The organism is Sandarakinorhabdus sp. (assembly GCF_040398645.1).
Lineage (GTDB): Bacteria > Pseudomonadota > Alphaproteobacteria > Sphingomonadales > Sphingomonadaceae > Sandarakinorhabdus.
Genome location: NZ_JBBATR010000015.1, coordinates 1 through 25,616, shown reverse-complemented (window position 1 = coordinate 25,616; position 25,616 = coordinate 1). Strand labels below are relative to the sequence as shown.

Annotated in this window: 24 protein-coding genes and 1 tRNA gene; 8 read left to right on the top strand and 17 right to left on the bottom strand. The window is 65.1% G+C overall.

Annotation, left to right across the window (positions count from 1 at the left end):
- From ABWP50_RS05290 to lgt, 10 genes are all read right to left on the bottom strand, one after another.
- On the bottom strand, nt 1-332 hold a 332-nt coding region (locus tag ABWP50_RS05290), incomplete at its 3' end, for a hypothetical protein (protein ID WP_502950982.1).
- A 52-nt stretch (nt 333-384) separates the two neighbouring features.
- Nucleotides 385-1,896 carry a class I adenylate-forming enzyme family protein gene (locus ABWP50_RS05285; protein WP_353216946.1) on the bottom strand — a complete coding sequence of 504 codons (1,512 nt, stop codon included), beginning with the start codon at nt 1,894-1,896 and terminating at the stop codon, nt 385-387.
- A 75-nt stretch (nt 1,897-1,971) separates the two neighbouring features.
- A complete protein-coding gene (locus tag ABWP50_RS05280) occupies nt 1,972-2,295 on the bottom strand; it encodes a hypothetical protein (RefSeq protein WP_353216945.1) in 324 nt (107 codons plus the stop codon).
- A gap of 197 nt (nt 2,296-2,492) precedes the next feature.
- On the bottom strand, nt 2,493-3,350 hold the full coding sequence (locus tag ABWP50_RS05275) for a cold-shock protein (RefSeq protein ID WP_353216944.1): 858 nt from the start codon (nt 3,348-3,350) through the stop codon (nt 2,493-2,495).
- Nucleotides 3,351-3,516: 166 nt separating this feature from the next.
- Nucleotides 3,517-4,275 (bottom strand): TIGR02186 family protein, encoded by a 759-nt coding sequence (locus tag ABWP50_RS05270; RefSeq protein ID WP_353216968.1) that lies wholly within the window; start codon nt 4,273-4,275, stop codon nt 3,517-3,519.
- Nucleotides 4,275-5,192, bottom strand: coding sequence for a sulfite exporter TauE/SafE family protein (locus tag ABWP50_RS05265; RefSeq protein ID WP_353216943.1), 918 nt, complete (start codon nt 5,190-5,192; stop codon nt 4,275-4,277). The genes ABWP50_RS05270 and ABWP50_RS05265 overlap by 1 nt, the downstream gene beginning before the upstream one ends.
- Nucleotides 5,193-5,275: 83 nt before the next feature.
- Entirely contained in the window at nt 5,276-6,040 is a 765-nt protein-coding gene (pgeF, locus tag ABWP50_RS05260) for a peptidoglycan editing factor PgeF (RefSeq protein ID WP_353216967.1), read from the bottom strand.
- 20 nt (nt 6,041-6,060) lie between these two features.
- Nucleotides 6,061-6,582: a GNAT family N-acetyltransferase gene (locus ABWP50_RS05255; protein ID WP_353216942.1), complete on the bottom strand. Its 522-nt coding sequence runs from the start codon at nt 6,580-6,582 to the stop codon at nt 6,061-6,063.
- Nucleotides 6,579-7,598: a class I SAM-dependent methyltransferase gene (locus tag ABWP50_RS05250; protein ID WP_353216941.1), complete on the bottom strand. Its 1,020-nt coding sequence runs from the start codon at nt 7,596-7,598 to the stop codon at nt 6,579-6,581. The genes ABWP50_RS05255 and ABWP50_RS05250 overlap by 4 nt, the downstream gene beginning before the upstream one ends.
- Nucleotides 7,595-8,452, bottom strand: a complete 858-nt coding sequence (lgt, locus tag ABWP50_RS05245) for a prolipoprotein diacylglyceryl transferase (RefSeq protein WP_353216940.1) — start codon at nt 8,450-8,452, stop codon at nt 7,595-7,597. Before lgt ends, ABWP50_RS05250 begins: the two co-directional genes overlap by 4 nt.
- A gap of 83 nt (nt 8,453-8,535) precedes the next feature.
- Here lgt and ABWP50_RS05240 point away from each other — a divergent pair, with 83 nt between their 5' ends.
- The 4 genes from ABWP50_RS05240 to ABWP50_RS05225 all read left to right on the top strand — a co-directional run bounded on the left by ABWP50_RS05240 (nt 8,536) and on the right by ABWP50_RS05225 (nt 13,280).
- On the top strand, nt 8,536-9,723 hold the full coding sequence (locus ABWP50_RS05240; protein ID WP_353216939.1) for an acyl-CoA dehydrogenase family protein: 1,188 nt from the start codon (nt 8,536-8,538) through the stop codon (nt 9,721-9,723).
- 3 nt (nt 9,724-9,726) lie between these two features.
- Entirely contained in the window at nt 9,727-10,863 is a 1,137-nt protein-coding gene (locus tag ABWP50_RS05235) for an acyl-CoA dehydrogenase family protein (RefSeq protein WP_353216938.1), read from the top strand.
- A gap of 122 nt (nt 10,864-10,985) precedes the next feature.
- Nucleotides 10,986-12,713, top strand: coding sequence for a class I adenylate-forming enzyme family protein (locus tag ABWP50_RS05230; RefSeq protein ID WP_353216937.1), 1,728 nt, complete (start codon nt 10,986-10,988; stop codon nt 12,711-12,713).
- Nucleotides 12,714-12,737: 24 nt separating this feature from the next.
- Nucleotides 12,738-13,280 (top strand): HD domain-containing protein, encoded by a 543-nt coding sequence (locus ABWP50_RS05225; protein ID WP_353216936.1) that lies wholly within the window; start codon nt 12,738-12,740, stop codon nt 13,278-13,280.
- 266 nt (nt 13,281-13,546) lie between these two features.
- Here ABWP50_RS05225 and ABWP50_RS05220 read toward each other — a convergent pair whose 3' ends face one another.
- A complete protein-coding gene (locus tag ABWP50_RS05220) occupies nt 13,547-14,323 on the bottom strand; it encodes a hypothetical protein (protein WP_353216935.1) in 777 nt (258 codons plus the stop codon).
- A gap of 136 nt (nt 14,324-14,459) precedes the next feature.
- Here ABWP50_RS05220 and ABWP50_RS05215 point away from each other — a divergent pair, with 136 nt between their 5' ends.
- Entirely contained in the window at nt 14,460-14,750 is a 291-nt protein-coding gene (locus tag ABWP50_RS05215) for a putative quinol monooxygenase (RefSeq protein ID WP_353216934.1), read from the top strand.
- 90 nt (nt 14,751-14,840) lie between these two features.
- Here the strand turns inward: ABWP50_RS05215 and metK are convergent, their stop codons facing one another.
- Nucleotides 14,841-16,091: a methionine adenosyltransferase gene (gene metK, locus ABWP50_RS05210; RefSeq protein ID WP_353216933.1), complete on the bottom strand. Its 1,251-nt coding sequence runs from the start codon at nt 16,089-16,091 to the stop codon at nt 14,841-14,843.
- 131 nt (nt 16,092-16,222) lie between these two features.
- Nucleotides 16,223-18,013: an apolipoprotein N-acyltransferase gene (gene lnt / locus ABWP50_RS05205; RefSeq protein WP_353216932.1), complete on the bottom strand. Its 1,791-nt coding sequence runs from the start codon at nt 18,011-18,013 to the stop codon at nt 16,223-16,225.
- On the opposite strand from lnt, the gene ABWP50_RS05200 reads away from it, so the two are divergent.
- Genes ABWP50_RS05200 through ABWP50_RS05190 form a run of 3 tightly spaced genes read left to right on the top strand, consistent with a single transcriptional unit; the run spans nt 18,012 to nt 22,050 of the window.
- The gene (locus ABWP50_RS05200) at nt 18,012-18,905 is read left to right on the top strand and encodes an ATP-binding cassette domain-containing protein (protein ID WP_353216931.1); all 894 of its coding nucleotides are present in this window, start codon (nt 18,012-18,014) and stop codon (nt 18,903-18,905) included. The genes lnt and ABWP50_RS05200 overlap by 2 nt on opposite strands.
- Nucleotides 18,902-20,425, top strand: coding sequence for an ABC transporter permease/substrate-binding protein (locus ABWP50_RS05195; protein WP_353216930.1), 1,524 nt, complete (start codon nt 18,902-18,904; stop codon nt 20,423-20,425). The genes ABWP50_RS05200 and ABWP50_RS05195 overlap by 4 nt, the downstream gene beginning before the upstream one ends.
- An 11-nt stretch (nt 20,426-20,436) precedes the next feature.
- Nucleotides 20,437-22,050 (top strand): DUF885 family protein, encoded by a 1,614-nt coding sequence (locus ABWP50_RS05190; protein WP_353216929.1) that lies wholly within the window; start codon nt 20,437-20,439, stop codon nt 22,048-22,050.
- 136 nt (nt 22,051-22,186) lie between these two features.
- Here the strand turns inward: ABWP50_RS05190 and ABWP50_RS05185 are convergent, their stop codons facing one another.
- From ABWP50_RS05185 to ABWP50_RS05170, 4 genes are all read right to left on the bottom strand, one after another.
- On the bottom strand, nt 22,187-23,527 hold the full coding sequence (locus ABWP50_RS05185) for a M24 family metallopeptidase (protein ID WP_353216928.1): 1,341 nt from the start codon (nt 23,525-23,527) through the stop codon (nt 22,187-22,189).
- A 33-nt stretch (nt 23,528-23,560) separates the two neighbouring features.
- Nucleotides 23,561-24,676 (bottom strand): alanine dehydrogenase, encoded by a 1,116-nt coding sequence (gene ald, locus ABWP50_RS05180; protein WP_353216966.1) that lies wholly within the window; start codon nt 24,674-24,676, stop codon nt 23,561-23,563.
- A gap of 120 nt (nt 24,677-24,796) precedes the next feature.
- The gene (locus tag ABWP50_RS05175) at nt 24,797-25,231 is read right to left on the bottom strand and encodes a hypothetical protein (protein ID WP_353216927.1); all 435 of its coding nucleotides are present in this window, start codon (nt 25,229-25,231) and stop codon (nt 24,797-24,799) included.
- A gap of 31 nt (nt 25,232-25,262) precedes the next feature.
- Nucleotides 25,263-25,337 (bottom strand) — tRNA-Thr (locus tag ABWP50_RS05170).
- Between the last annotated feature and the right edge of the window lie 279 nt (nt 25,338-25,616).

The window sequence follows — 25,616 nt, the reverse complement described above, 5'->3', positions numbered from 1 at the left end:
TAACGTTTCCGCCGCCCGATCAGGCCGCCGATCACCCCGGTCACGGCGCTGCTGCCGGTGCCCAGTGCCAGCAGGCTGACGGGCACATCGCCCAGCGCCACTGAAACGCCGATGCCGAGCGCGGCGCTGACACCGCCGGCCAGGGCGCCGCTGCCGGCCGCCGCGCCCAGGCTGGCCGGCTGGTCCTTCATTGCCGCCCAGCCGGCGAGGGCGGAAATGCCCATGCCGCCGATGGCAAACAGATCAGCGATGGCCGGAATGAAGTGGCCGGCTGCCACCATGGCAATCTGCGCAATACTGGCCAATATTGTGATGCCGATCAGCCGGTTCATGATCCCTCTCCCCCCAGAGCGTTGCAGGGAGATGCTGCGCCTTTGCCCGGTTTCAGGCAACCGTTCCGGCGAAGCTGTCGCGCAATTCACGTTTCAACACCTTGCCGATGTGGCTGCGCGGCAGTTCGTCGGTCAACACCACGGCAGCGAGGCGCTGGGTTTTGCCCAAGTGCGCGTTGGCCGCGCTGCGCAGGGTTTCGGGATCGGCCTCCAGGGCAACCACAAATGCCACCGGAGTTTCGCCCCACGCGTCGGATGCCACGCCAACCACAGCCGCTTCGACGACGCCGGGCAGTGTCAACAGCACGGCCTCAATGTCGGACGGGTAGACATTGAAACCGCCGGAAATGATCATGTCCTTGGCGCGGTCCATCAGGGTGAGGAAGCCATCTTCATCCAGGCGGCCGATATCGCCAGTGCGCAGCCATTCGCGGCCATCGCTGCTGGTCCAATAGGCTTTGGCGGTGAGATCGGGGCGGTTCTTGTAACCATTCATGGTCGCTGGCGACCGGCCGACAATTTCACCGGGCGTGCCGGGCGGCACATCATTGCCGTCTTCATCGATGATGCGCACTTCGTGGCCGGGCTGCGGCAGCCCGACCGTGTGCAGCTTGGCGGGGTGTTCATGCGCCGCCAGCATGAAGCCGACACCGCCTTCGGTCATGCCGAAAAACTCAATCAACCCGCCAGGCATGCGGCGCAGCACTTCGGCTTTCAGTTCGGCCGCAAACGGGGCGGATGTGCAGAATTTCATCTGCATTGCCGACAGATCGGCCGCATCAAAGGCCGGATCAGCCAGCAGGCGGCGATACTGCACCGGCACCAGCATGGCATGCGTCACGCGGTGCCGCGCGGCCTGCTGCAACCATTGGCCGGTATCGAATTTGGGCAGCAAAACCACCGTGCCGCCCCAGGCCAGGGTCGGGATGAAGCTGACCAACGTGGTGTTGGAATAAAGCGGCGTGGAACATAGCGTGATGCTGTCCGCCCCGTAGCCCAGCCGCCGCGCACCCGTGATGTGCAGCGATCGCATCGCGCAGCTTTGCACGATGCCCTTTGGGGTGCCGGTGGTTCCGCTGCTGTAGATGATGTTGAACGCAGCCTCCGCATCCAGCGGCGGCAGTGGCGGCGGGCTGGCCGACGGATCGAGCCAGGCATCCAGGGAATCCAGATCGACCAGTTGGCATGCCGTCAGCCGGGTTCCAAAGGCCGCGCGGTTGGCGGCATCAACAAAGACCAGGTGCGCACCCGAATCGGCGACCATTGCGGCGATCTGATCGGGCGTTGACGACGGCGCCAGCGGTGCAATGGTAGCGCGCAGGCGCAGCACGGCGGCCCACAACACTGCATAATCGGCGCTGGATGCGGCGATGCTGGCCACGCTGTGGCCCGGCAAAACGCCATGCGCCGCCAGGGTGGCAGCCAATATGTCGGCACGGGCGGCAAAACTGCGCCAATCCAGCCGATCGGTGCCGCAAACAATGGCCGCCCTGTCCGGATGGGCAGCAGCATTGGCAGCAATTGCTGCGGGGAAATCGAATGTGCGGCCAGTGTCAGGGTTCATGCCGGCAAGTTTGCTGGCCGGCGCGGCCATGTCCACTGGCGATATCACCGGGTGGCACAGCCACCCGGTCATTCGTCAGGCGGCGCGGGCCAGATTGCCGTCAGCCGGCGCGCTTGGCACAGTTCCGCCCAGCTGCATGAGGGCGCGCACGTGGGCATCGTGATTGGTGGTGAGGCGCGCCAGATGAACCGGATCATTATGATTGCGGCTCATGGCATCGGCCAGCATTTCCGCGCCAGCCCGCAATTCGGCGATCCGGCGCTGCTTGCGCTGCTCAAGCGCGCGCGGCACGGTTTGGGCAATCCAGAATGCCGGTATCACCAGAATGGCGTAGGTGAACACAATCATCAGGATGAGAATCACATTGTTGGCCAGCATCGCGGATCTCCAGTCACTCACATCAAATTAATCAACAGTACGCTCACCATGACAAGTCTGTAACCGGTTGTCATCCAGATCATGCGGGGCCGGTGCGGGCGCTGGTGCGGGCGCCGGGGCCGAGATAGCGGCACAGCCATCACAAGAAAAGGGGGCGGGGGCCGCATGACCCCCGCCCCAATTCTTGCGCCCTGATCAAGGCGCTTGAACCTGGTGGTTCAAAGCGGCTGCAGGTTCACCGCAGCTTGCTTGCCGCGGCGGTCTTCTTCCAGTTCGAACGAGACGCGCTGGCCTTCGTTCAGATTGGCGAAGCCGGCACGTTCCACAGCCGAAATGTGCACGAATGCATCCGGCGCGCCATCGTCACGCTGAATGAAGCCAAAGCCCTTGGCACCGTTAAAGAATTTCACGGTACCATCAACGCGTTCGCCATTGCCCATAGGTGCTTCCCGATCACGTGACGGTGCCGGGCGCCGTTCGAAGCCGCCATCGCGGGATTCGCGCGGCTCGCGCGGCGGTGCACGATCCGAAACCGGCAGCGGCTCGCCATCGATCTTCAGATCGGTGGCCGACACGCGGCCATTGCGTTCAGACAAGGTGAATTCCATTGGCTGGCCGTCGGCCAGGCCCGTGAGGCCAGCAGCTTCCACAGCCGAGATGTGCACGAACACGTCTTCGCCGCCATCTTCACGCACCACAAAGCCGAAGCCCTTTTGCGCATTGAAGAATTTGACCGTGCCGCGACCAGTGCCGATCACGATGCCCGGGCTGGTGTCACGGCGGGCACCGCCGCCGCCACCGCCGAAGCCGCCGCGATCACCACCACCGCCGCCGCCGCCGCCGAAACGGCCGCCACCGCCGCCGCCGCCGAAGCCGCCGCGGTCACCGCCGCCGCCACCAAAACCACCGCGGCCGCCGCCGCCGCCGAAGCCGCCGCGGTCACCACCGCCGCCGCCAAACCCGCCGCGATCACCACCGCCGAAGCCGCCGAAGCTGCTACCCGAGTCCTCAAAGCCGCCTTCGCGTTTGTCAAATCCACCGCGCCCCGGACCACGTCCGCGTCGATCAAAGCTCATTACCTAATTCCAAATCCGTATTATTGCCTGTGTGAGTGGAGCCAGTCGACCGGTGCAGTGAAACCTTCAAAGCAATCAATCTATGATGCGCCAATCACGGCGATATACCAAAACGTCGCGGGGCGCGAGTCGATTGTTTAACGTCTGCCAACTTCAGCAATAGTGCCTACCAGCGCCGGCGGGTAACCAATGCCGCCAGTCCCCCGGCAAGCAGCGCCGCCGCAACAGCCGACAAGCCGTAAAGCAAGCTGTTTTGCACGGCCATCACATAGACCCAGCGTTCAAATCCGGATTTGCCGATCACAAACGGGCTGGATGTACTGGCCAACACTCGCCCGGCGCCAACAAGATGAATCTCGGCGATGTAATCGCCCACCGGCACAGCGGCGGGCAGCGCAATGCGCGCCGCATATAGCACTCCGCGCGTGACCGCCACGCCGCCCGGCCGCTCGGCAAACAGGCCCGCACGCTCCCGGGATGCGATCAAGCCGGCTTCAAAACTGCGCGTCGTTGCTTCATCGGCGCCGCTGGCAGGTGACAATTGCAGATTGCGAATGCCGATTTCATAAATTGCCGTGGTGCGTTCATCCGCCAGCCGATCGATCGGCCGGGTGGAGGCGACGGCGTAAAATCCCGGCACCGATTCAAACCGCAGCCCGCGTGCGTTCACCCAGATGCCCGCCACCCGCGCCTTCTGCCGCACGGTGACCGGCGCAGCCGGGCCGCGCACCACCACGGCGATATCCGGCGGCGCATCGGGCACCGCGCCGCGCGGATATTGAATGGCCCCGAACACCAGCAATTCCGCGCCGCGAAAGCTGGTGTTGATATCGATGCGGGCTTGGCTGAGCTGGGTGATCAGCCGGATCGGCGCCGCGCCGATCAACAGCAACCAGGCCGCAAGGAGCAAGCCGGCGCGCCGCATCATGCGCCGCCAAACAAGGCAAACGGCTCGGCCGGTGTCCAGGTCAGGCCGATCAGCAAGCGCAGCGACACCGCCAGCACCAGCACCGCCAGCGCCAACCGCAGCCGATCCGGTGACAGTTTCTGCGCGGCGCGCACGCCGAATTGTGCCCCGGTCACCCCGCCAAGCAGCAGCAGCAGCGCCAGCACGATATCGACGGTTTGTGAGGACGTGGCATGCAGCACCGTTGTGGCGGACGTGACAAAGATGATCTGAAACAGCGATGTGCCCACCACGGCCTGCGCGCGCATGCCCAGCACATACACCATGGCCGGCACCATGATGAAACCGCCGCCGATGCCCATGATCACCGTGAGCACGCCAACCGCCCCGCCAAGCAGAAGCGGTGCCAACGGTGAAATGAACAGGCCGGAGCGCGGAAACTTCATTCGCCACGGCAGCGCCGCCACCCACGGCAAATGCCGAATGCGCCGCGCCGGCGGCGGCAGCCCGGCCCTGCTGGCCCGCTGCGCCGCCAGCGCATCGCGCAGCATCAGCCCGCCGATCACGGTGAGAAACAGCACATACACCAGGCTGATCACCACATCGATCTGCCCGAAATCCTGCAGCACGCGAAACACCAGCTGGCCGATGCCAGCGCCGATCAGGCCGCCGGCCACCAGCACACCGCCCATTTTCACATCGACCTGGCCGCGTTGGAAGTAGGCCAGCGCGCCCGAAACCGACGATCCCGTGATCTGCGTGGCGGATGATGCCACGGCCACAGCCGGCGGAATCCCATAAAAAATCAGCAGCGGCGTGGTGAGAAAGCCGCCGCCTACCCCGAACATGCCCGACAAGAAGCCGACACCGCCGCCCAGCAGGATGATGACCAGCGCGTTGACCGACATTTCGGCAATGGGCAGATAAATATCCATGGCCGGCGCAGCCTAGGGCGGCGCCGCACAAAAGGGAATGCCAGCCGCCGCCGGATCTGTGCAGGTGCAGCAATCCCAGCCGATCAGGGAAGGGCAATCAGCGACAGCTGCCGGCCATAATCCGGCTTATTGGCGTGCGTGGTGCGCCGATAGCTGAACCAGCGCGCCGCATCCGGATAGGTGTCCACGCCCATCGCCACCACGGTGCGCACCCCGGCGTTGGCCAGGCGAGCAGCGATGAAGCCTTCCAGATCAAACTGGCAGTGACCGGGCTTTCCGCTGCGAAAAAACGCTTCGTGCGCCGGATCGGCCGCACAAAACCGGTCCCGAAAGCCGTCGTCCACTTCATAACTGCGCTGCGCGATCGTTGGCCCGATGGCCGCCACGATGCGATCGGCGCGCGCGCCAAGCCGCACCATTGCGGCCACGGTGGCCGGGCCGACATCCGCCAGCGCGCCTTTCCAACCGCTGTGCGCCGCGCCGATCACGCCGGCGGCTGCGTCCGCCAGCAGAATCGGTGCGCAATCGGCAGTGAGAATGCCCAGCGCCAGGCCTGGGGTGGCGGTGACCATGGCATCAGCATGGGGGCGGGCATCATCGGCAAAAGCCGCCGTCACTGGCACCACCACCGCACTGTGAATCTGGTGCAGCGTCACCAGCGCCGCGCCGGGCGCGACCGCTGCTACCGCGCGTCGGCGGTTTTCCACTACCAGATCACGCGCGTCGCTGCTGCCCAGCCCGACATTCAGGCTGGCGAACAGGCCCGTCGAAACCCCACCCCGCCGCGTGCAAAAACCGTGGCGCACGCCAGACAGTGCCTGCACTGTCAGAAACTCTACAGGGCCCAGTGCCGGCACGGTCAGAAATTCTACAGTTTCGTCCGGCACAATATATCCTCGTCAGCCTGATCGCCGACCATGAAATGATAGGGCGCAATTTCGGCAAAGCCGTGGCGGCCATAAAAGCGCCGGGCGCGCGGATTTTCGGTGAACACGCTGAGCCACAGTTCTGGTGCGCCGCGCGCCCTGGCCTGATCCTTGGCCCAATCGGTCAACACATCGGCGATGCCAAGGCCGTGCCAGGGCTTGTAGATATACAGCTGCCGCAGCTCCATCGCGCCCGGCGCCGGATCGGGGGCCGGCAGTTTCAGGCTGCTGACCTTGCAAAAGCCGATGGCGACGTCTCCCATGCAGGCAAAGCGCACCGCGATATCGGGATCGGCCAGTTCTGCGGCATAGCTTGCCACGCAATAGCCGGCGATGAAGCCGTTCAAATCCTTCAGCTTGTAGAGGCTGCCGAAGGTTTCCACGAAGGTGGCCGCCGCGATGCCAGCCAGAATGCCGGCATCGTCCGGTGCTGCGTCGCGGTAAGAAAGCGTGGGCGTTGTCATGCCGCTGCCATGCCAAATCCGGCTGGCGCTGGCCAGCCCGGCGCGGTGACGGCCATCGCCCGGAAAATCGCACCCATCTGCTGCGGCGCTGTCAATCGCACCAGCGCCGCCGTGATAGTGGCGGCCTGCGCGCCGCTTTTGCCGGCCGCCAGTGCCGCCGCCCGCGCGCCGATGCCCAGTGCCGCCAGAAACGCGCCCTGCGCCGCCGGGCCATGCCGCGCCAAGCCGTGCGCGAAAGCAGCATCTGCCAGCACGGCAAAATCGACATGCGCGGTGAGATCATGGTCACCCGGCGCGGCAAACGGGCTGACCGGCTGGCCGCCGCGCAAAGCTTGCAGTGTGTCGCCGCCGCCCCCGGCTTCATAGCCGTAATCGACAATCAGCGCGGCCCCGCCCTGCACAGCAATCTGCGCCGACAGCTGTGCCGTTATGGCGGCAGCGGCTTCGCTCCATTCCGCATCCGGGCCGGGCGCGGGCAACCACAGCGGCGCAAACTGCCCATCTGCCCAGCCGACATGACACTCGTGGCCGCCGCGGCGCTGGCGGATCGGCAGGGCATCGAAAAATTCGTTGGCGATAACGATCAGCGGGCGGCCGGGCGGCAATTGATCGGCGCTATCAAACCAGTGCATTGGCAGCCGAGTTGACCACGGCGCCAGCCTCGCAGTCTGCGCAGCGCGCAGCGCCGGGCTGGTTTCAACCAGCGCCAGCTGCGCCGCCTGGGCAAAGCCGGGCAGACCGCACAGCACCCGCAGCGCATCGGCCAGCAACGTGCCGCGCCCCGGCCCAAGCTCCACCAAGGTGATGGCCGGCGCGCCGGCGCGCAGCCACAGATCGCCGATCCAGCCGCCGATCATTTCGCCAAACATCTGGCTGATTTCCGGCGCAGTGGTGAAATCGCGGCCCAGTGGATCCTGCCCAGCGTAATAGGCGGCGTTGCACGCGGCCATCCACGCATCCAGCCGCAGCGGGCCGTTCGCAGCAATGGCCTCGCGCAAAGTTGCAGCGAGGCTCAAGCCGCAGCGGGCCGCCGCGCCATAGCCAGGCCAATCATCAGCAGGCCCAGCGCAATCATCGGCAGGGTGAGCGTTTGCCCCATCGTCAGGCCGGATTGCAGGATGCCGAGCTGGCGATCAGGCTCCCGAAAATTCTCGACAATATAGCGGGACACGCCGTAGCCGACCCCGAACACGCCGGCGAGCAGGCCGGGCCGCGCCCGCGCGCCAGTGCGCCAGTACAGCCACATCATGATGATCAGCAGCAGCCCGCCTTCCAGCACGGCCTCATAAAGCTGGCTGGGGTGGCGCGGCTGCGGCCCGGCGCCCGGAAAGATGATGCCCCAATCCGCGCCGGTGGGCCGGCCCCACAATTCGCCGTTCACGAAATTGGCCAGCCGGCCCAGGCCCAGCCCGATCGGCGTGACCGTGGCCACCATGTCAAGCAGCCGCAGGCCACTGTAGCGCGCCGCCCAGCCATGCAGGAAACAGGCCGCCACCACCCCAAAACAACCGCCATGAAAACTCATGCCGCCATCCCACAGCCGCACGATCTCCATGGGATCAGCCAGATACTTGTCCGGATTGTAAAACAGCACATAGCCCAGCCGGCCGCCACCGATGACGCCCAGTGTCGCCCAGGTGATGAAATCATCCAGCCGCTTCTGATCGAGCGGCGCGCCCGGCAAGCGCACCATGCGCGTCATCAGCCACCATGCCGCCACGATGCCCACGATATAGGCCAGGCTGTACCAGCGCAGCGAAAACGGGCCAAGCTCACTGCCGCCCACGCTGAACGCCGGGACGGTGAAGGCTTCGGGGCGCACCGGCAATGCCGTAAAATCCACCGCCGCCTGAAAAAGATCGACCAACATGCGCCCTCGCAACTGCCAGCTTGGCGGTTCAACTGGGCTGCACCATAGCTGGCAAGGTTAGACATTCCAATGGGAGAGCAAACATGGCTGATCTCGAGACGTTCCGCGCCGAAGCACGCACCTGGCTGGCGGAAAACTGCCCACAAGAAATGCGCGAACCGATTCGCGGTGACGACGATGTGGTGTGGGGCGGCCGCAAAGGCCAGTTCAAAAGCGAGGCACAGCGCCTGTGGCTGGAACGGATGGGCGCCAAGGGCTGGACTGTGCCGGAATGGCCCGCAGCTTACGGCGGCGGCGGCCTCAGCCGCGAGGAAGCCAAGGTGCTTTCGGAAGAACTGCGCGCGATCAAGGCGCGGTCCCCGCTGTCGAGCTTTGGTATCTGGATGCTTGGCCCGGCGCTGCTGAAATATGGCAATGAAGCGCAGAAGCTGGCGCATCTGCCGCCGATCGCACGCGGCGAAATTCGCTGGTGCCAGGGCTATAGCGAGCCGGGTGCGGGATCGGATCTGGCGTCATTGCGCACCAGCGCCGAGGATATGGGCGATCATTATCTCGTCAACGGCTCCAAGGTGTGGACCAGCTATGCCGACAAGGCTGACTGGATTTTTTGCCTGGTGCGCACCGACAACAGCGGCCCCAAACATCAGGGTATCAGTTTCCTGTTGTTCGACATGGCATCGGAAGGGGTTTCGACCAGCCCGATCAAGCTGATTTCGGGCTCATCGCCGTTTTGCCAGACGTTCTTTGATAATGTGAAAGTGCCCAAGGAGAATCTGATGGGCACGCCCGGCAAGGGCTGGGACATCGCCAAATATCTGCTCACTCACGAGCGTGACATGATCGGCGGCAGCGATTCGACTGGCGGCGGCCAGCGCGATTCGGTGTCCAATATCGCCAAGCGCCAGATCGGCCTGGACGCCGCAATCCTGGCCGACACCGCCCTGCGCACCGATATCAGCCGCCATGAAATCAACGCCTGGGCCTTTGCATTGACGATGGAGCGGACCCTGGCCGAAGCCAAGCAGGGCCAGGGCACCGGCGCGCTGAGTTCGATGCTGAAATATTACGGCACCGAGCTGAACAAGGAGCGCATGGAGCTGCTGATGTCGATTCGCGGCAGCGACGGCCTGACGTGGGAAGGCGAAGCAAAGGGCGAAGGCGACTTGGCACGGTCGTGGCTGCGTTCGCGCGCCAACAGCATCGAGGGCGGCACCTCCGAAGTGCAGCTCAACATCATCGCCAAGCGCGTGCTTGCGCTGCCGGGAGCCTGATCCATGCCGTTGACCCTGACCGAAGACCAGCAGATGATCCGCGACAGCGCGGACGGTTTTTTCCGGACCGAAGCCCCGGTTTCAGAGCATCGCCGCCTGCGTGACAGCCATGACGCGGACGGCTTTTCGCGGGCCACCTGGGCCAAGATTGCCGAGATGGGTTTTGCCGGCGTGCTGGTGCCGGAAGCGCACGGCGGCGCGGATATGGGCCATGTTGCGGCCGGGATCATCCTGGAGGCGATAGGCAAGAATCTTTCGGCGGCGCCAATGCTATCCACGGCCATATTGGGTGCCACGGCGCTGAAACACGGCACACCGGAACAGCAGGCGAAGTATCTGCCGCTGATTGCGCAGGGCGCGCATCTGCTGGCGCTGGCAGCTGACGAGGCTGCGCGTCACAAGCCGGCCCACGTGGCCACGACGGCCACACCGTCCGGCAATGGTTTCAAGCTGAATGGGGTCAAGGGCTTCGTCATCGACGGTCATGTTGCGGACACGCTGATCGTTGCAGCGCGCACCGGCGGCGACACCGGCGACAAGGCCGGCATCACGCTGTTTCTGGTCAACCCCAAGGCCGACGGCGTGACGATTGCGCGCCGGTCGATGGTGGACAGCCGGGGCGCTGCGCGGGTGACTCTGACGGATGTGCAGGTTGACGGCGCCGATGTGCTGGGCACGGCCGGCGAAGGCTATGCCATTCTGGAACGCGTGCTCGATGCTGGCCGGGCCTGCCTGGCGGCTGAGATGCTGGGGGTTTCGGGCGAAAGCTTTGGCCGCACCGTGGATTATCTCAAGCAGCGCGAACAGTTCGGCCAGAAAATCGGCAGTTTTCAGGCGTTGCAGCACCGCGCGGCGCATCTGTTTTGCGAGATCGAGCTGGCGCGGTCGGTTACGCTCAAGGCCTTGCAGGCCCTGGATGCCGGCGAAGACGGCGCCGCGACCTTTGTCAGCCTGGCCAAGGCCAAGGCCGGCGAAGTGGCGATTCTGGCCACCAACGAAAGCGTGCAGATGCACGGCGGCATCGGCATGACCGACGATTTCGATATCGGATTTTTCATGAAACGCGCCCGCAGCGCCCAGGAAACCTTCGGGGACAGCGCCTTCCACAGCGACCGGCTGGCGCGCACGCTCGGTTATTGATTTTTGCGCCAACGCTGCGGGAATGCTGCAGGCACTTGCAAGCCGCGCTGGCCGTGGCATGACTGTTTGGCAATGAACGCTGCAGCATAGCGGCGGCGGTAACGCTTGGGAGGACATGGATCATGAAATTCGCGCTCGATGCCGCGCTGGACGAGGTTGTTGCCGGCATAACCGCCCCCGGCGGCCCGCTGGGTGTGGCCCATATGCCGGTGCGCGGCGTGACGCTGCCGGTGTTCAGCGCCGCGCCGCCAACCATGCGGGAATTTCTGGCGTTTTTCTTCGCCACCCAGGGCAACAAGGAATTTCTGGTCTTCGGCGAGGAACGCTTCACCTTTGCCGACGTCCAGGCCCGCAGCCTCAAATTCGCCGCGATGCTGCAACACCGCCACGGCATCGCCAAGGGTGACCGCGTTGGCATCGCGATGCGCAACTATCCGGAATGGGTGATCGCCTACTGCGCCATCGTGCACATGGGCGCGATCTGTATCCCGATGAACGCGTGGTGGACTGCCGAAGAAATCGCCTATGGCATCAGCGACAGCGGTGCCCGGCTGGTCATCGCCGATGAAGAACGCGCCCGCCGCCTCGCCAGCCTGCCGCGCCCGCCCGCCGTGATCACGGTGCGCACATCGCACGAAGTGTCGAGTCAGCTGGGCTTCGTCTGCGCTGAGGATGAGCTGGCAGCCAGCCCGGACACGATGTGGCATGTGCCCGATCTGTTGCCCGAAGATGATTGCACGATCATGTACACATCAGGCTCCACCGGATCACCCAAGGGCGCGGTATCGACCCACCGCGCGCAGGTATCGGCCAGCATGAACTATCTGGTCACCGGGCTGGCCTTGCTGGAATTGTCGGCACGGGCGGGCGTGGCGCCGGCGGCGCAGCAGGTCATGCTGCTCAATGTGCCGCTGTTCCATATCACCGGCCTGGTGCCGGTGTTGCTGGTGTCGATTGCGGTGGGCCGCAAGATGATCATCATGCACAAATGGGATGCCGGCGAAGCGCTGCGCCTTATCGAAAAAGAACGCTGCACTTATTTCGTCGGCGTGCCGACCATGTCGCTGGAGCTGATGCAGCATCCCGATCGCCACAAATATGATCTCTCCACGCTGGTGGATATCGCCAGCGGCGGCGCCCCGCGCCCACCCGAACATGTCGAGCGGCTGGCCGGCGAGTTTGCCGGCAAGCATCCGGTGCAGGGCTATGGCCTGACCGAGACCAACGGTGTTGGCGCCGGCAATATCCGCGAATCCTACCGCGCCAAGCCAGCATCAACCGGGCGCGCCGCGCCGCCGCTGGTGGAAATTCGCATTGCCGATGGCGACGGCGCGGTCGGCCCGGCGCTGCCGCCCGGCACGGTGGGCGAAGTGTGCATAAGGTCGGTGGCCAATTGCCGCGGCTATTGGAACAAAGCCGAAGCCAGCGCCGCAGCCTTTGTGGGCGACGGCTGGTTTCGCAGCGGTGATCTTGGCTATCTGGACGAGGATGATTATCTTTTTATCGTGGACCGCAAGAAAGACATCATCATTCGCGGCGGCGAGAATATCAGCTGTCAGGAAGTGGAATCAGCCATTTATGCCCATCCGGCGGTGGCAGAAGTGAGCGTTTTTGGCCTGCCCGATGAGCGGCTGGGGGAAATTGTCGGTGCGGTGGTTTACGCCAAACCCGGCGAGCATCTTGATCCCGATGCGCTGGTTGATTTCCTGCGCACCGGCATGGCCGTCTACAAGATCCCGGCCAAGGTGTGGACGGTTTCCGAGCAATTGCCCAAGCTGGGCTCGGCAAAGATCGACAAAGTGTCGTTGCGGCGGCAGTATCGCGCCATCTGGGCTGAAAACGCGGCCTGACGGGCCGTTTTGGGGAGGCAGTAGATGTTCACGACCATGCTGGAAGGCACCCGCGAAGACTGGATGCACATCGCTGCAGAGCACCAGAAGCACCAACGCTCGGCCGCCGCCGATCAGATCATCGATTCGCTCAAACGCCTGGAAACCATGGAGGTCGGCTTCGGCGCCAACCAGCTGGTGCACAGCCTGATGACCGCCACCCTGGCCCGCCGCGACGGCGCTAACGATGAGGAAATCGTGGCGGCCCTGTGCCACGATATCGGCAAATTGTTCAGCATCCCCAATCACGGCGCCATCGCTGGCGAAATGCTGAAGCCCTACGTGTCGGACGATATCTATCACGCCATTGTCCACCACCAGGATTTCCAAGGCCGCTATTATTACGAGCATCTGGGCAAGGACCCCAACGCCCGCGAGCAGTTTCGCGGCCAATCCTGGTTCGATATGGCGGAAAAGATCGTCGACCGCTGGGATGCGCCGGCGTTTGATCCGAATTTCGACGTGGACAGCCTCGAAAGCTTCGAACCGGAAATCCGCCGCGTGTTTGCAGCGCCCAAGCGCATGTGATCAAAGCGGCCGGCCCCAATGACCAAGAAGAAAATTGTGGTGAAGGGCGGCGGCGATATCGATCATATGTGAATTATATCAACGCTTACCGATCAAGGTTCACACAAGCGAAAATAGCCTCCGGCGGGCAGGGCTGAGCCCTGCACCTCTCTCGTTTTGGTTCGCTCCCAGCCTTCGAAACATGGCACTGAAGCAAAAATGAGTGCAGGGGTCACCCCTGCCCGCCGGAGGCTCTGCCAATCGGTCATGATCATTGAGCTTCGGTATTATAACCCAGGCGGCGTGGGGCCAAACGCCGTGCCGGACACATTCGCGCCTGAAGACCCGGCCACGACGGCCGCATAAAGTTCGCTGCCAAGCGGCGATGCCGCGATCAGCCAGCCCGCGGCCAGGCCAATCAACGGCGCGGTAAGACCAATGACCCAGGCCGGGTGCACGCCTTCGCCGGCGCGCCATTCCCGCAGCAACAGCCAGGCCGGGAACAGCAGGCCGGGCAGCGTGGTGATTTCCATGGCCCAGGGGATCAGAAAGGGCGAGGGCAGCAAGCGGCCGAAGGCCGGGCCCATGATGCTGGCCAGCGCGCACAGATGCAGCCGGCGGTGCCAGCCGGTATCCCGGCGCATGGCAATCGCCCCCAGCGCCAGCCCGGCAAACACCAGCAGGCCAGCCGGGTTCTGCATCATGAACCACTGCGGCCGGAAGAAAAATGGTGTGCGCCCGGCCTGCGCCACGGCAACGGTAATGGCAAGGCCGGCGAACACCATCGCGATGATCCACACCAGCCCCAGCCAGCCCAGCCGGCGGTGCCAGGCCAGCCGGCCGCTGGCGGCCAGCCCGGCCTGGAGCAGGCTGAGGCCCACCCAGCCAAAGAAAATGACGCCGTGGATGTGCCAGATGGCCGGCACGGCAAAACTCGATCGGCCAAGGCCGAGGTGCATCGAAAACGCAGCCGCAAAAATCAGGGCCATGATGCCGGTGATGCGCGCCTGCGCGCTCAGCCAATCGGGCGCCGCCGCCGGCGTTGCAGTAAATTTCGTGGCCACGCGCATTTTCCCCCCGGAATGAGCAAGCAATGGGCAAATCCTATGGGTGTCTGTGCCTTGTGTCCATCATTTTGCCAGCTTGGGGATGGCGGCCGCATGCGCCACCCTAGGTACGCATCACTCAGGAGACTGGCACATGATTGGCGTTATCGCGACTTTGAAAATCAAGGATGGCACTGCGGAGGCGTTCGAAGCGGCGTTCCGCACCTTGTCGGCCGCTGTGCGTGCCAATGAGCCCGGCAATCATTGCTACCAGCTCACCCGTTCGAAAAGCGATCCGCTCACCTACAAAGTGTTGGAGATTTATGCCGACGCAGACGCCCTGAAGGCCCACGGCGAAAGCGCCCATTTCAAGGCCGCCGGCCCAGCATTGGGAGCCAGCCTGAACGGCCGACCGGACGTGGAATATCTGGACGGCGTGATTTGAAAAAAACAGCCTTCGGCGGGCAGGGCTCAGACCTGCCCGCCGGAGGCTCTTTGCTTATGTACAATTCTTGATCTGGTATAAGCCGCTGGCTCAAAGCGCGGCTGCAATCCGGCTGGCCAAATCCAGTTTTTCCCAGCTGAAGCCGCCATCGGCATCGGGCGTGCGGCCAAAATGGCCATAGGCGGCCGAACGCTGGTAAATCGGGCGGTTCATGCCCAGTTGCGTGCGGATCCCGCGCGGCGTGAGCGCAAAGCCCAGCCTGCCCGGATCGGCCAGCATGGCTTCGAGGGCGGTTTCGGCAACGCTGCCGGTGCCATGCAGATCGACATGGATCGACAGTGGCTCGGCCACGCCGATCGCGTATGATAATTGGATGGTGCAGCGCTTGGCGAGGCCGGCCGCGACGATATTCTTGGCCAGATAGCGGCAGACATAGGCCGCCGAGCGGTCAACCTTGGTGGGATCCTTGCCGCTGAACGCGCCGCCGCCGTGCGGTGCAGCGCCGCCATAGGTGTCCACGATGATTTTGCGGCCCGTCACGCCGGCATCGCCGTCCGGCCCGCCGATTTCGAATTTGCCGGTCGGGTTGAGGTGAACCACCGTATCCGCCGAAACAAAGCCGGCTGGCAGCACATCGTGCAGCACACCCATCACATAGGCGTGCAATTGCGCATATTTTTCGGCACTGCCGCCGCTGATGCCATCCTTTTGATAGGGAAGACAATAATCGGGCGCATGCTGGGTTGATACGACGATTGCCGTGGCTGCCACCGGCACCTCGTTCTCATAACGCAGAGTCACCTGGCTTTTGGCGTCGGGCTGCAGAAACGGTGCCACCCCGCTGTGGCGATCTTCGGCCATGCGGGCCAATATGCGGTGGGCATAGTAAAGCGTTGCCGGCATCAGATCGGGCGTTTCATCGGTGGCATAGCCAAACATGATGCCCTGATCGCCGGCGCCTTCATCCTTGTTGCCACTGGCGTCCACGCCCTGCGCAATATCGATCGATTGCGGGTGGAGATGATTTTCAAAGGTCAGATTCTGCCAGTGAAAACCGCTTTGTTCATAGCCGATGCGCTTGACGGTTTCACGCACGGCGCGCTGGATTTCTTCCTGGGCGCCAGGCTCCCAATTGCCGGCGGCGTCGATCATGCCGCGTCCGCGCACTTCGCCGGCCAACACCACGCGATTGGTGGTGGTGAGGGTTTCGCAGGCCACCCGCGCTTCGGGATCATGGGCCAGAAACAGATCGACCACCGCATCGGAAATCTGATCGGCCACCTTGTCCGGATGCCCTTCGGACACGGATTCGGATGTGAATACAAAAGAAGATCGGGCCACTATTGCATCCCAGGCTGCTGACTCCGCGTTTCCCTACGCGGGCCGCTGCACTCGCGCAAGTGATATAACGAAATGTTTATATGACTGCGGCCAAACGCAGGCAGCGCCGATGGTGCTGCGGCATTCGCCGATCAGGCGTCGCCGTTGCGGCGCTGCACCAGCAGCGCCAATCCAGCGACCAGAAACGCACCGAGCATGGCCAGGCCGGCGCCTACCTGCACAAACAGCGGCTCAGGCAGCGGCGGCGGCAGCGTGGCCACAACGGCTTCGGAAACACCGTCGCGCAGCTGATTGAGCACCTGGCCGTAGCCGTTGATCACCACGGTCTGGCCGGTGGGTGTGGCCCGCGCGATGGGCAGGCCTTCTTCGATGGCGCGCAGCCGGGCCTGCGCCACATGCTGCGGCGGGCCCCATGCGCCAAACCAGGCATCATTGGACACATTGGCGATCCAGGCCGGCCGCTGGTTGCTGTTCACAACCGCCTGCGGAAACGCGATTTCATAGCAGATGACCGGCGATACGCCCAGAAAACCAGGCAAAGCCAGCGTGCGCGGCCCCGGCCCGCTGGCAAAATCGGCGCTGCCAGGCACCAGTCGCGCGATACCCAGCGGCTCAAGGAGCGCGCGCAACGGCACATATTCACCCAGCGGCACCAAGTGCGCCTTGTCATAGCGGCCGCGAATCCGGCCCGCCGAATCGATCACGAACAAGGTGTTGGCATATTGCGCCGCGGGGCCGCGGCGCGTCACGCCGGTGCCGCCCGCCAGCAGCAGATCGCCATCGCGCAGCACATCGGCGATGCGGGCGCGGGTGGCGGCATCCTCCTCGATCAGCGTGTCGATGGCGCCTTCGGGCCACAGCACCAGCGTTGGCGTGATCTGGGCGGCGCGCTGCGCCACTTGCCCGCCGCCTGGGCCGGTTGGCTGGCCAGTCGCGGGGCCAGCCACGCTGCTGCCTGCGGCTGCCGAATTGCGCCTGGCGGCGCTGTCATTGACCGGCGGCGTCGTCAGCCCGGCGGCCACATTGTTCTGCAGCGTGCCATTGACCTTGCCGCCGCCAATGCCGATCGGCGCATCAACGCCTTCGACCTGGCCAGCCTGGGTGTCGCGGATGCCGGCATCGGGCAGATCGGCACTGGCATTGCTTTCAACGCGCGCGAGGGCGGCGCGCGTCAGATCAAGATGCGTGGCCAGATGCTGCTCGGCAGCGGCGGCGTCATAGCGTTCGCCCTGGCCGATCCCCGATTGGATCAAGACCAGCGATGGCCCAAGGAATCCGGTTTCACGCACGGCGCTGTTGCCGATCAACCCGGCCGCAAAAATCACGGCGATCAAGGCGCCTCCTGCAATGCGCGGCACGCGGCCCGGCCCGATCAGCAGCAGCAGCAGCCCGGCCGCAGCCAGCAGCGCGATCAGCGTGAGGCCGATAGCGCCGACGCTGGCAGCAATCTGGGCTATACCGGTGACCGGCAGCCAGATGGCGCCAAGCGGGTTCCACGCAAACCCCGTAAGCAGGATGCCCCTGGCCCATTCCGCCGGCACCCATAGCGCCACCAGCGCCAGCACCCGGGCCGTGCGGCTGGTCAGCATTGCCGCCAGCGCCGCCGGCACGGCGACAAACAACGCCAGATACAGCGCAAGGCCAACCACCGCGACCCAGCCCAGCGCGGCCGGCATCTTGGCCTGATAAGTGAAGGCCGTGGCAATCCAATTGAGCGAGACAGCGAACATGCCGGTGCCGAACAGCAGGCCAATGAGGCCAGCCGTCACCGGCCCGCGCGCGCGCGATACCAGCCAGAGCAGCAGCGCCGCCGCGGCCAGCGCGACCGGCCACAAGTTCAGCGGCGCAAAGCCCAGCGCAGCAAGACACCCGGCAGCCAGTGCGGCCACAAGTGCAAGCGGGAGTGAGATCACAGGAGCCATGGGCGCACGGATTAGCCTGCGCAGCGGCGGCGCGCCAGAGGCGTTTTTGGGGCTGTGGCGCGGCCGCCTGCTGTGCCACAAGGCAGGAATGGGGACCAATCACACCATGAGCGCCGGGCAAGCCGCCGCGCTCACCATGTCGGGGGTAACGCTGGCGCTGGGTGGGCGCAGCGTGCTGTCCGGTGTTGATCTGGTGGTTCCCGATGGTGCATTGGTGGCATTGATTGGCGGTTCGGGGGCCGGAAAGACCAGTTTGCTGCGCCTGGTGAACCGCATGGTGCAGCCGGCGGCTGGCCAGATCTGTGTGGCGGGGCAGGATGTGGCGGGCATCGATGCTGAAACCCTGCGGCGCGGGATCGGCTATGCCGTGCAAGGCGGCGGCCTGTTTCCGCACTGGACCGTGGCAGACAATATCGCTGCCGTGCCCTGGCTGATGGGCTGGGACAAGCCGCGGCGATTGGCCCGCGCGGCGCAATTGATGGAGATGGTCGAGCTGCCGGCGGATCTGGCGGGCCGGTTTCCGGGGCAATTGTCCGGCGGGCAGGCCAGCCGGGTCGGGCTGGCACGGGCGCTGGCGATCAATCCGCGGCTGCTGCTGCTCGATGAACCCTTTGGCGCGCTCGATCCCGAAACCCGCCATGCGCTGGCGGATCGGCTGGGCGCGCTGCACCGCGCGCAGGGGCTGACGACCATATTGGTCACGCATGATATCGCCGATGCGCTGCTGCGCGCTGATCTGATGCTGGTGCTGGATGCCGGCCGCATTGTAGCATCTGGGCCGCCGGCCGAGGTGGCGCGCAATCCGCATCCCGCCGTGCAGGCGCTGGTGTCCGGGCCGCTGGAACTGGCGCGCACGCTCACTGGCCTGGCTGGGCCGGGTGTGGCCGGATGAGCGGACTGGACACATTGCCGGCCGCACTGGCGGCGCATCTGGCGATCAGTGCGGCGGCGCTGCTGCTGGCGCTGCTGGTGGCGGTGCCGTTGGCGCTGGTGATGCCGGCGCGGCCGTGGCTGCGGCGCGGCGTGATGGGCTTTGCCAGCGTGGTGCAAACCGTGCCGGCGCTGGCGCTGCTGGCGCTGTTCTTTCCGCTGCTGGTGCTGCTGCGCAACGTTACCGGCCTACCGGTGCCCTCGCTGGGCCTGTTGCCGTCGCTGCTGGCGCTGGCGCTGTATGCGCTGCTGCCGCTGCTGCGCGGGCTGGCTGGCGGGCTGGCGGCCGTGCCCGATGCGGTGCGCGATGCCGCCCGCGCCATCGGCATGAGCGATTGGCAGCGATTGTTCCATGTCGAGCTGTCGTTGGCGGCGCCGGTGGTGATGGGCGGCGTGCGCACCGCTGCCGTCTGGACCATCGGCGCGGCCACGCTGGCCACCATGGTCGGCCAGAAAAGCTTGGGCGATCTGATCTTTGCCGGGCTGCAATTGCAGGATTGGCGGCAGGTGCTGCTGGGCTGCGCGGCCGCCGCCGGCGTGGCGCTGCTTGTCGATGGCGCGCTGGGCTGGTGCCAGGCCGGCATTGCGCAGCGGCGCTGGCGGCCGGCGCTGCAGGGGCTGGTGCTGCTGCTGGCAATCGGCGGCGGCGTGACCGGCTGGTGGCTACAAAGCCTGCCGGCGTCCGCTGCCAAGCCTGTCACCATCGGCACCAAGACATTTTCGGAACAATATATTCTGGCCGAGCTGATTGCGGCGGATCTGGCAGCGACAGGCCAGCCAACCAGCATCAGGTCCGGCCTGGGATCGGGCATCGCCTTTCAAAGCGTGGCAGCCGGCGGCATCGACATCAGCATCGATTATTCCGGCACCTTGTGGACACAGGCGCTGGGCCGCCGCACCATGCCGCCGCGCGATGTGATGCTGCCCATCCTGGCCCGCGAATTGAAGGCGCGTTACGGCGTGACAGTGGCGGCGCGGCTGGGATTTGAAAATGCCTACGCGTTGGCCATGCGCCGCGCCGATGCGCAGCGGCTGGGTATCAAGACCATTTCCGATCTGGCCCGCGTATCGCGGAAGTTGCGGCTGGCCACCGATCTGGAATTTCAGTCGCGGGCGGAATGGACGGCGCTGCAACGCGCCTATGGGCTTGGCTTTGCCGATATCCGATCGTTCACGCCGGTGCTCATGATGGCGGCACTGGGCGATGGTTCGGCCGATATCATCACCGCCTATTCCAGCGACGGCACGTTGGCCGGCAATGATCTGGTGCTGATCACTGATGATCGCAGCGCGCTGCCGGCCTATGATGCGGTACTACTGGTGGCGCCGGGCCGGGATGATCTGGTGGCGCGGCTGGCACGGTATGAAGGCCGCATTTCGGTGGATGCGATGCGGCAAGCCAATTGGCAGGCCGACCGGCCCACCGACAAGCGCAGCCCGGCGCAAGCCGCTACGTGGCTGAAGGCCAAAACGGGATTGTGAAGGAACTGACGATGCTCATCCCCCGCTGGTTTGTTGCCTTGGCCTGCATCCTGGCGCTGGCCGGTTTTGTGGGGGCCAGCCCTGCTGCGGCCGCCGCCCCGGCTGATCTGCACGCCCTGTTCAAACGCTGGCGCAGCTTTCAGGCCGGGCCGATGGTGGCCGGCGTGCCCGATTATACCGCGCCGGCAAATGCCGCCCGCGCCGCTGGGCTGGTGCAGTTTCAGGCGGAGCTGGCGGCCATCGATACCGCCGGCTGGAGCGCAGCCGACAAGGTGGACTGGCGATTGGTCCAGGCCGAAATGAACGGCCTGAAATTCGATCTGGAAACCGCAAAGCCGTGGCAGCGCGATCCCGCCTGGTATCTGAGCGTGTGGGCCGCCCAAAGCGACACGCCGTCCCACGAAGGCCCGGTGCACGCTGCGCCCATCGAATTGTGGCAGTACAGCTTTCCGCTCACCAAGCCCGATGCCGACAGGCTGGCCGGCGAACTGGCGCATATCCCGCCGTTGCTGGCGCAGGCGCGCGGCAATCTGACCGGCAATGCCGCCGATCTGTGGCGGTTCAGCCCGATCACCCTCGCTGAACAGACCGACGCGCTGGTCGGCCTTGCCGCCAAGGTGAAAGGCCACAAGCTGCTGGAGCTGCGCGTGGCCGAGGCATTGGTGGCAACGCAGGACTTCATCGCCTGGGTGAAGGCCCGGGCCCCAACGAAAACCGGGCCATCCGGCGTCGGCGAAACAGCCTACAGCTGGTATCTCAAGCATGTGCAGCTGTCGCCCTACACATGGTCCGATGAAGTGGCGATCCTGCAGCGCGAGCTGGCCCGCGCCCATGCTGGCCTGCGGCTGGAGGAAAATCACCACAAGGCGCTGCCGGCGCTGACCAGCCCGGCGGGCCAGGCAGAATGGGACGCCAAGAGCCTGAAGGATATCGACCATTTCATCCAGTTCATGGACGAAACCGGTGTCGCCAGCATCCGCCCCTACATGAAACCGGAACTGGCCAAGCGCATCGGCCGCTGGGTGCCGCCCGCGCAGCAGAATTTCTTTGCAATCGCGCAAGGCCGCGCTCCCAACAGCCTGTTTGCGCATTTCTATCACTGGTGGGATCTGGCCGAAATGCAGGCGACGCCGCACGCCTCCCCGATCCGGCGCGGGCCGCTGCTCTACAATATCTGGCTCAGCCGCGCCGAAGGCAACGCCACCGCCATGGAAGCGATGATGCTGGACGCCGGCCTGTTCGACAAGGAGCCCCGCTCCCGCGAAGTCGTGTGGATCATGCAAGCCCAGCGCGCCGCGCGCGGACTGGCTGCGCTGTATGCCCAGGCCAATCAGATCGACCTGAACGCCGCCATGGCCATGCAGGTGGCGCGCACGCCCAACGGCTGGATGAGCCCCGATCTGCCGCTGCTGGGCTTTGAACAATCCCTCTATCTGCGCCACCCCGGCTACGGCGCCAGCTACATCACCGGCAAAGCGCAAGTGGAACAATTGTTCGCCGAACTGGCCGAAAAGGAAGGCAACGCCTTCACCGTGAAAGGCTTTTATGATCGCTTCGGGGATTTTGGCATGATCCCGGTGGCGCTGATCCGGGAAGAATGGCTGGGCAAGCCGCTCGGAAAATAGAATAAAACAAATTGCCTCCGGCGGGCAGGGGTGACCCCTGCACCCATTTGCTGGATGGCAGCCGTGTTTAGAAGCTTTGGACCAAGCCAAAACGAAGTGGGTGCAGGGCCTCAGGCCCTGCCCGCCGGAGGCTGCTCTACTTCCCGCTGCGCGGGATCAGCATCAGCTGCGTTTGGCGGCCGTCGATCCAGCGGAAGCTGTTGCCATTCCAGAAGCCGTCCACTTCCAGCGGGAATCGCACCTGCGCGCCGCTCCATTCCGGCACATTGGCCAGTGCTGCCAGCTCGATTGACCAGGCGGTATCGGGATAGATGCGGTATTCGCCGCGGCCGGCAATCGGATTTTGATTTTCCCAGCTGCCGATCCACGGCCCGGCGCCATGGCCGTGGGTGCCGATGCTGTGGGTGTAAATGATGGGATTGGTGCCGGCCGCGATGGCCTTGGCGCGCGCTGCCATCAGGGTTTCATTGCCGGTTGCGCCGGTCTTGAAGCTGCTGACCAGCGCGTCCTGCACTTTGTTCGCTGCGGCCATGCCGGCTTTCAGCCCGGCCGGCGCATCACTTTCGCCGGGTTTCAGCACATAGGCCAGCATTTGCGTATCGGTTTTGAGGCCGAGCATGCCGGCGCAGAAATCGACATGCAGCAGATCGCCGGGCAGGATCACGGTGTTATCCGGAAGGGTCTGGCGGCCTGGCACGATGCCGGGGCCGGAGGCGCGCTGTACGGTGACCGATGGCTGGCACCAAGCATCCTGGCGCAGATCGGCCAGGCGTTCGCGGTACCACCACACCACATCCTGCGTGGTGGTGACGCCGGGCGTGATGACTTTTTCGGACAGGCCTTCCGGGATCAGCGCATGGGCGACGCGCATGATGCCTTGATACACCGCCATGTCTTCGGGGGTGCGGGTTTCCAGCACGCCCAGCGCCAGCCGGTCATGGCTTTCCAGCCGGCTGGCCATCGGGCCGAGCGCGGTGAGCAATTGGCGGTGCTCGCCAGCCGAGAGGCCGTTGGCCAGCGCGAAATCATTGCTGATGTTGATGGCGATACGCTTGGGGCTGCGTTCGGCGATCAATTGCGCCACCCGGCCCCATTGTTCGGGCTGGGCTTCGGGGTCCCACGCGGCCGGGAACAGATCGCCCACCGGATAGCGCGCCACCGCAAGCCGCTCGACGCCCTTTTCGGGGCCGCGATCAAAGAAAATCAGCACCATGCGGCGGCGGGCCGACGCCCAGGTGGCCGGCAGCATCGCCTTGACGACCGGATCCTCGTCATACTCGCTGGCGACAAGCACCCACATGTCGACGCCGACTTCGCGCATGATCTTGGGCACCACCGTGTCCAGCCGCGCCCGCACCAGGCCGTCCTGCGCCGCCGCCCGGTCACGCAGGGCCGGCACCGCCGGGCGCTGATAATCCTGGGCACTTGCTGTGGTAGATACCGCAGCAAGCAACAGCGCAGCAGACAGATTTTTCATCAAAACATTCCCCCGGTCAGGCATCAGATAAGCTCAGGACGCCAGCGCAGCCAGCGGATCATGGTGCGCCAAACCCAGCGCCTGCGCCACGGCGGCATTGGTGATCAGCCCGCGGTGCACATTCAGCCCGGCGCGCAGGCCGGCATCATCGTGCAGCGCGTTGATGCCCCGCGCCGCCAGCGCCAGCACATAGGGCAAGGTGGCATTGTTGAGCGCGGCGCTGCTGGTTTTGGGTACGGCACCAGGCATGTTGGCCACGCAATAATGGATGATGCCGTCCACTTCATAGGTGGGATTGTCGTGGGTGGTGGGCCGGCTGGTTTCCGCGCAGCCGCCCTGATCGATGGCGACATCGACGATTACGGCACCCGGCACCATCAGCGCCAGATCGGCGCGGGTGATCAGCCGGGGCGCGCTGGCACCGGCGACCAGCGCCGCGCCGACCACCACATCGGCACGGCGCAATTCATCCTCCAGCACGGCGCGGCTGGCGGCGCGGGTGCGCACCCGGCCGGCAAATTGATCATCCAGCCGGCGCAGCTGCGCCAGCGAGCGATCAATGATCGTCACCTCCGCGCCCAGCCCGACCGCCATGCGCGCGGCCTGCGTGCCGACAACGCCGCCGCCGATGATGACAACGCGGGCCGGCTGCACGCCCGGCACGCCGCCAAGCAGCAGGCCCATGCCGCCGGCATGACGGCGCAGCGCCTGGCCAGCCGCTTCGATGGCGAGCCGGCCAGCGACCTCGCTCATGGGGGCAAGCAGCGGCAAGTGCCCGGCGGCATCGGTCACGGTTTCATAGGCGATGGCGGTGCAGCCCGATGCAATCAGGCCGTGCGCCTGATGGGGATCAGGCGCGAGATGAAGATAGGTGAACAGGATCTGCCCGGCGCGCAATTGTGCCCATTCCGATGCCTGCGGCTCCTTCACCTTCACGATCATGTCAGCGCCGGCGAACACGCTGGCGGCATCGGGTGCGATTTGGGCGCCGGCGGCCACATAGGCGGCATCATCGGCGCCGATGCCAGCGCCAGCGCCGCTTTGCACCAGCACCTGGTGGCCGTGCACCACGCATTCGCGCACGCTGCCGGGCGTCAGGCCGACGCGATATTCGTGGCGCTTGATTTCGGTTGGCACACCCAGTTGCATGGTCAGGCTTCCGATCTTGGCTGCGGGCATGGCCGGCAGCGGCCGCACCCTGCCGTGATCAATACGCGCAAGCCGCAGAAATTCAATCGGAGTCGGCTGGCAATACTGCCCGGCAAGGCGTTACGGCCGGACAGCGAAGGGCAGCGGCCCACGGTCCGGAGCAAGCCAGGCGCGGCGGGCTGCCGGGCTGAACAATGTGTCATGCTGCCAGAAACGCTCCGGCCAATATTTGTCACCAAGCATCCCGGCCAGCAGCCAATTGACCTGCGCGGCCAGGCTGCCTGCCGGTGCCAGCGCCAGGCCGGCGCGCACCGATGCGATCGATGCCAGCGTGATGGTGTGATGATAACCCGCCGTGTCGGTGTTGGCGACGCCGCAGGCTTCGTTGTAGCGCCGAATGAGGCCGGGCATGGCGGCTTCGGCCACCAGATCAGGGCGCGCCGCAACCACATGCGCCGCCGCCGCGACATGCGCCGCGTGAGTCCATTCGGATTTTGGCAAGGTGGCGGCGATGATGCCCTTGCCGATGTGAGCGATGGCGGCATTATCGAACATCACCGCTCCGGCAGGCTGACGCAGTGGGGCGTGGTGCTGCCGGGGAGGATTGAACTCCCGACCTCAGCCTTACCAAGGATGCGCTCTACCACTGAGCTACGGCAGCACAGCCCCACATTGTTCCGGCCGGGCTTGCCGGGCAGGAAGCGGCCCTATGGCCAAGCCGCCGCGCAGTGTCAAGCACGCGGCCCCCGGGACTGGCCCCGGGATTGGCTGCAATCGGGCGCTGACGAACCGGTGATGCTACGCTACAGCGCAGCGGCATGAGCAAGGACCCGACCGAAACCAACGCCCGCGCCCAGCGGCTGGCCGCCGCCCTGCGTGCCAATTTGCGCAAGCGCAAGGGCCTGGGGGACCGTGCTGATCCACTTGAGGATCAGCACCC

Excerpts from the sequence above, each read along its gene's own strand:
- ABWP50_RS05285 (WP_353216946.1), bottom strand. The coding sequence starts at position 1,896 with ATGAACCCTGACACTGGCCGCACATTCGATTTCCCCGCAGCAATTGCT.
- ABWP50_RS05275 (WP_353216944.1), bottom strand. The coding sequence starts at position 3,350 with ATGAGCTTTGATCGACGCGGACGTGGTCCGGGGCGCGGTGGATTTGAC.
- ABWP50_RS05270 (WP_353216968.1), bottom strand. The coding sequence starts at position 4,275 with ATGCGGCGCGCCGGCTTGCTCCTTGCGGCCTGGTTGCTGTTGATCGGC.
- ABWP50_RS05265 (WP_353216943.1), bottom strand. The coding sequence starts at position 5,192 with ATGGATATTTATCTGCCCATTGCCGAAATGTCGGTCAACGCGCTGGTC.
- ABWP50_RS05255 (WP_353216942.1), bottom strand. The coding sequence starts at position 6,582 with ATGACAACGCCCACGCTTTCTTACCGCGACGCAGCACCGGACGATGCC.
- lgt (WP_353216940.1), bottom strand. The coding sequence starts at position 8,452 with ATGTTGGTCGATCTTTTTCAGGCGGCGGTGGATTTTACGGCATTGCCG.
- ABWP50_RS05240 (WP_353216939.1), top strand. The coding sequence starts at position 8,536 with ATGGCTGATCTCGAGACGTTCCGCGCCGAAGCACGCACCTGGCTGGCG.
- ABWP50_RS05235 (WP_353216938.1), top strand. The coding sequence starts at position 9,727 with ATGCCGTTGACCCTGACCGAAGACCAGCAGATGATCCGCGACAGCGCG.
- ABWP50_RS05230 (WP_353216937.1), top strand. The coding sequence starts at position 10,986 with ATGAAATTCGCGCTCGATGCCGCGCTGGACGAGGTTGTTGCCGGCATA.
- ABWP50_RS05225 (WP_353216936.1), top strand. The coding sequence starts at position 12,738 with ATGTTCACGACCATGCTGGAAGGCACCCGCGAAGACTGGATGCACATC.
- ABWP50_RS05215 (WP_353216934.1), top strand. The coding sequence starts at position 14,460 with ATGATTGGCGTTATCGCGACTTTGAAAATCAAGGATGGCACTGCGGAG.
- ABWP50_RS05200 (WP_353216931.1), top strand. The coding sequence starts at position 18,012 with ATGGGCGCACGGATTAGCCTGCGCAGCGGCGGCGCGCCAGAGGCGTTT.
- lnt (WP_353216932.1), bottom strand. The coding sequence starts at position 18,013 with ATGGCTCCTGTGATCTCACTCCCGCTTGCACTTGTGGCCGCACTGGCT.
- ABWP50_RS05195 (WP_353216930.1), top strand. The coding sequence starts at position 18,902 with ATGAGCGGACTGGACACATTGCCGGCCGCACTGGCGGCGCATCTGGCG.
- ABWP50_RS05190 (WP_353216929.1), top strand. The coding sequence starts at position 20,437 with ATGCTCATCCCCCGCTGGTTTGTTGCCTTGGCCTGCATCCTGGCGCTG.
- ABWP50_RS05185 (WP_353216928.1), bottom strand. The coding sequence starts at position 23,527 with ATGAAAAATCTGTCTGCTGCGCTGTTGCTTGCTGCGGTATCTACCACA.
- ald (WP_353216966.1), bottom strand. The coding sequence starts at position 24,676 with ATGCAACTGGGTGTGCCAACCGAAATCAAGCGCCACGAATATCGCGTC.
- ABWP50_RS05175 (WP_353216927.1), bottom strand. The coding sequence starts at position 25,231 with ATGTTCGATAATGCCGCCATCGCTCACATCGGCAAGGGCATCATCGCC.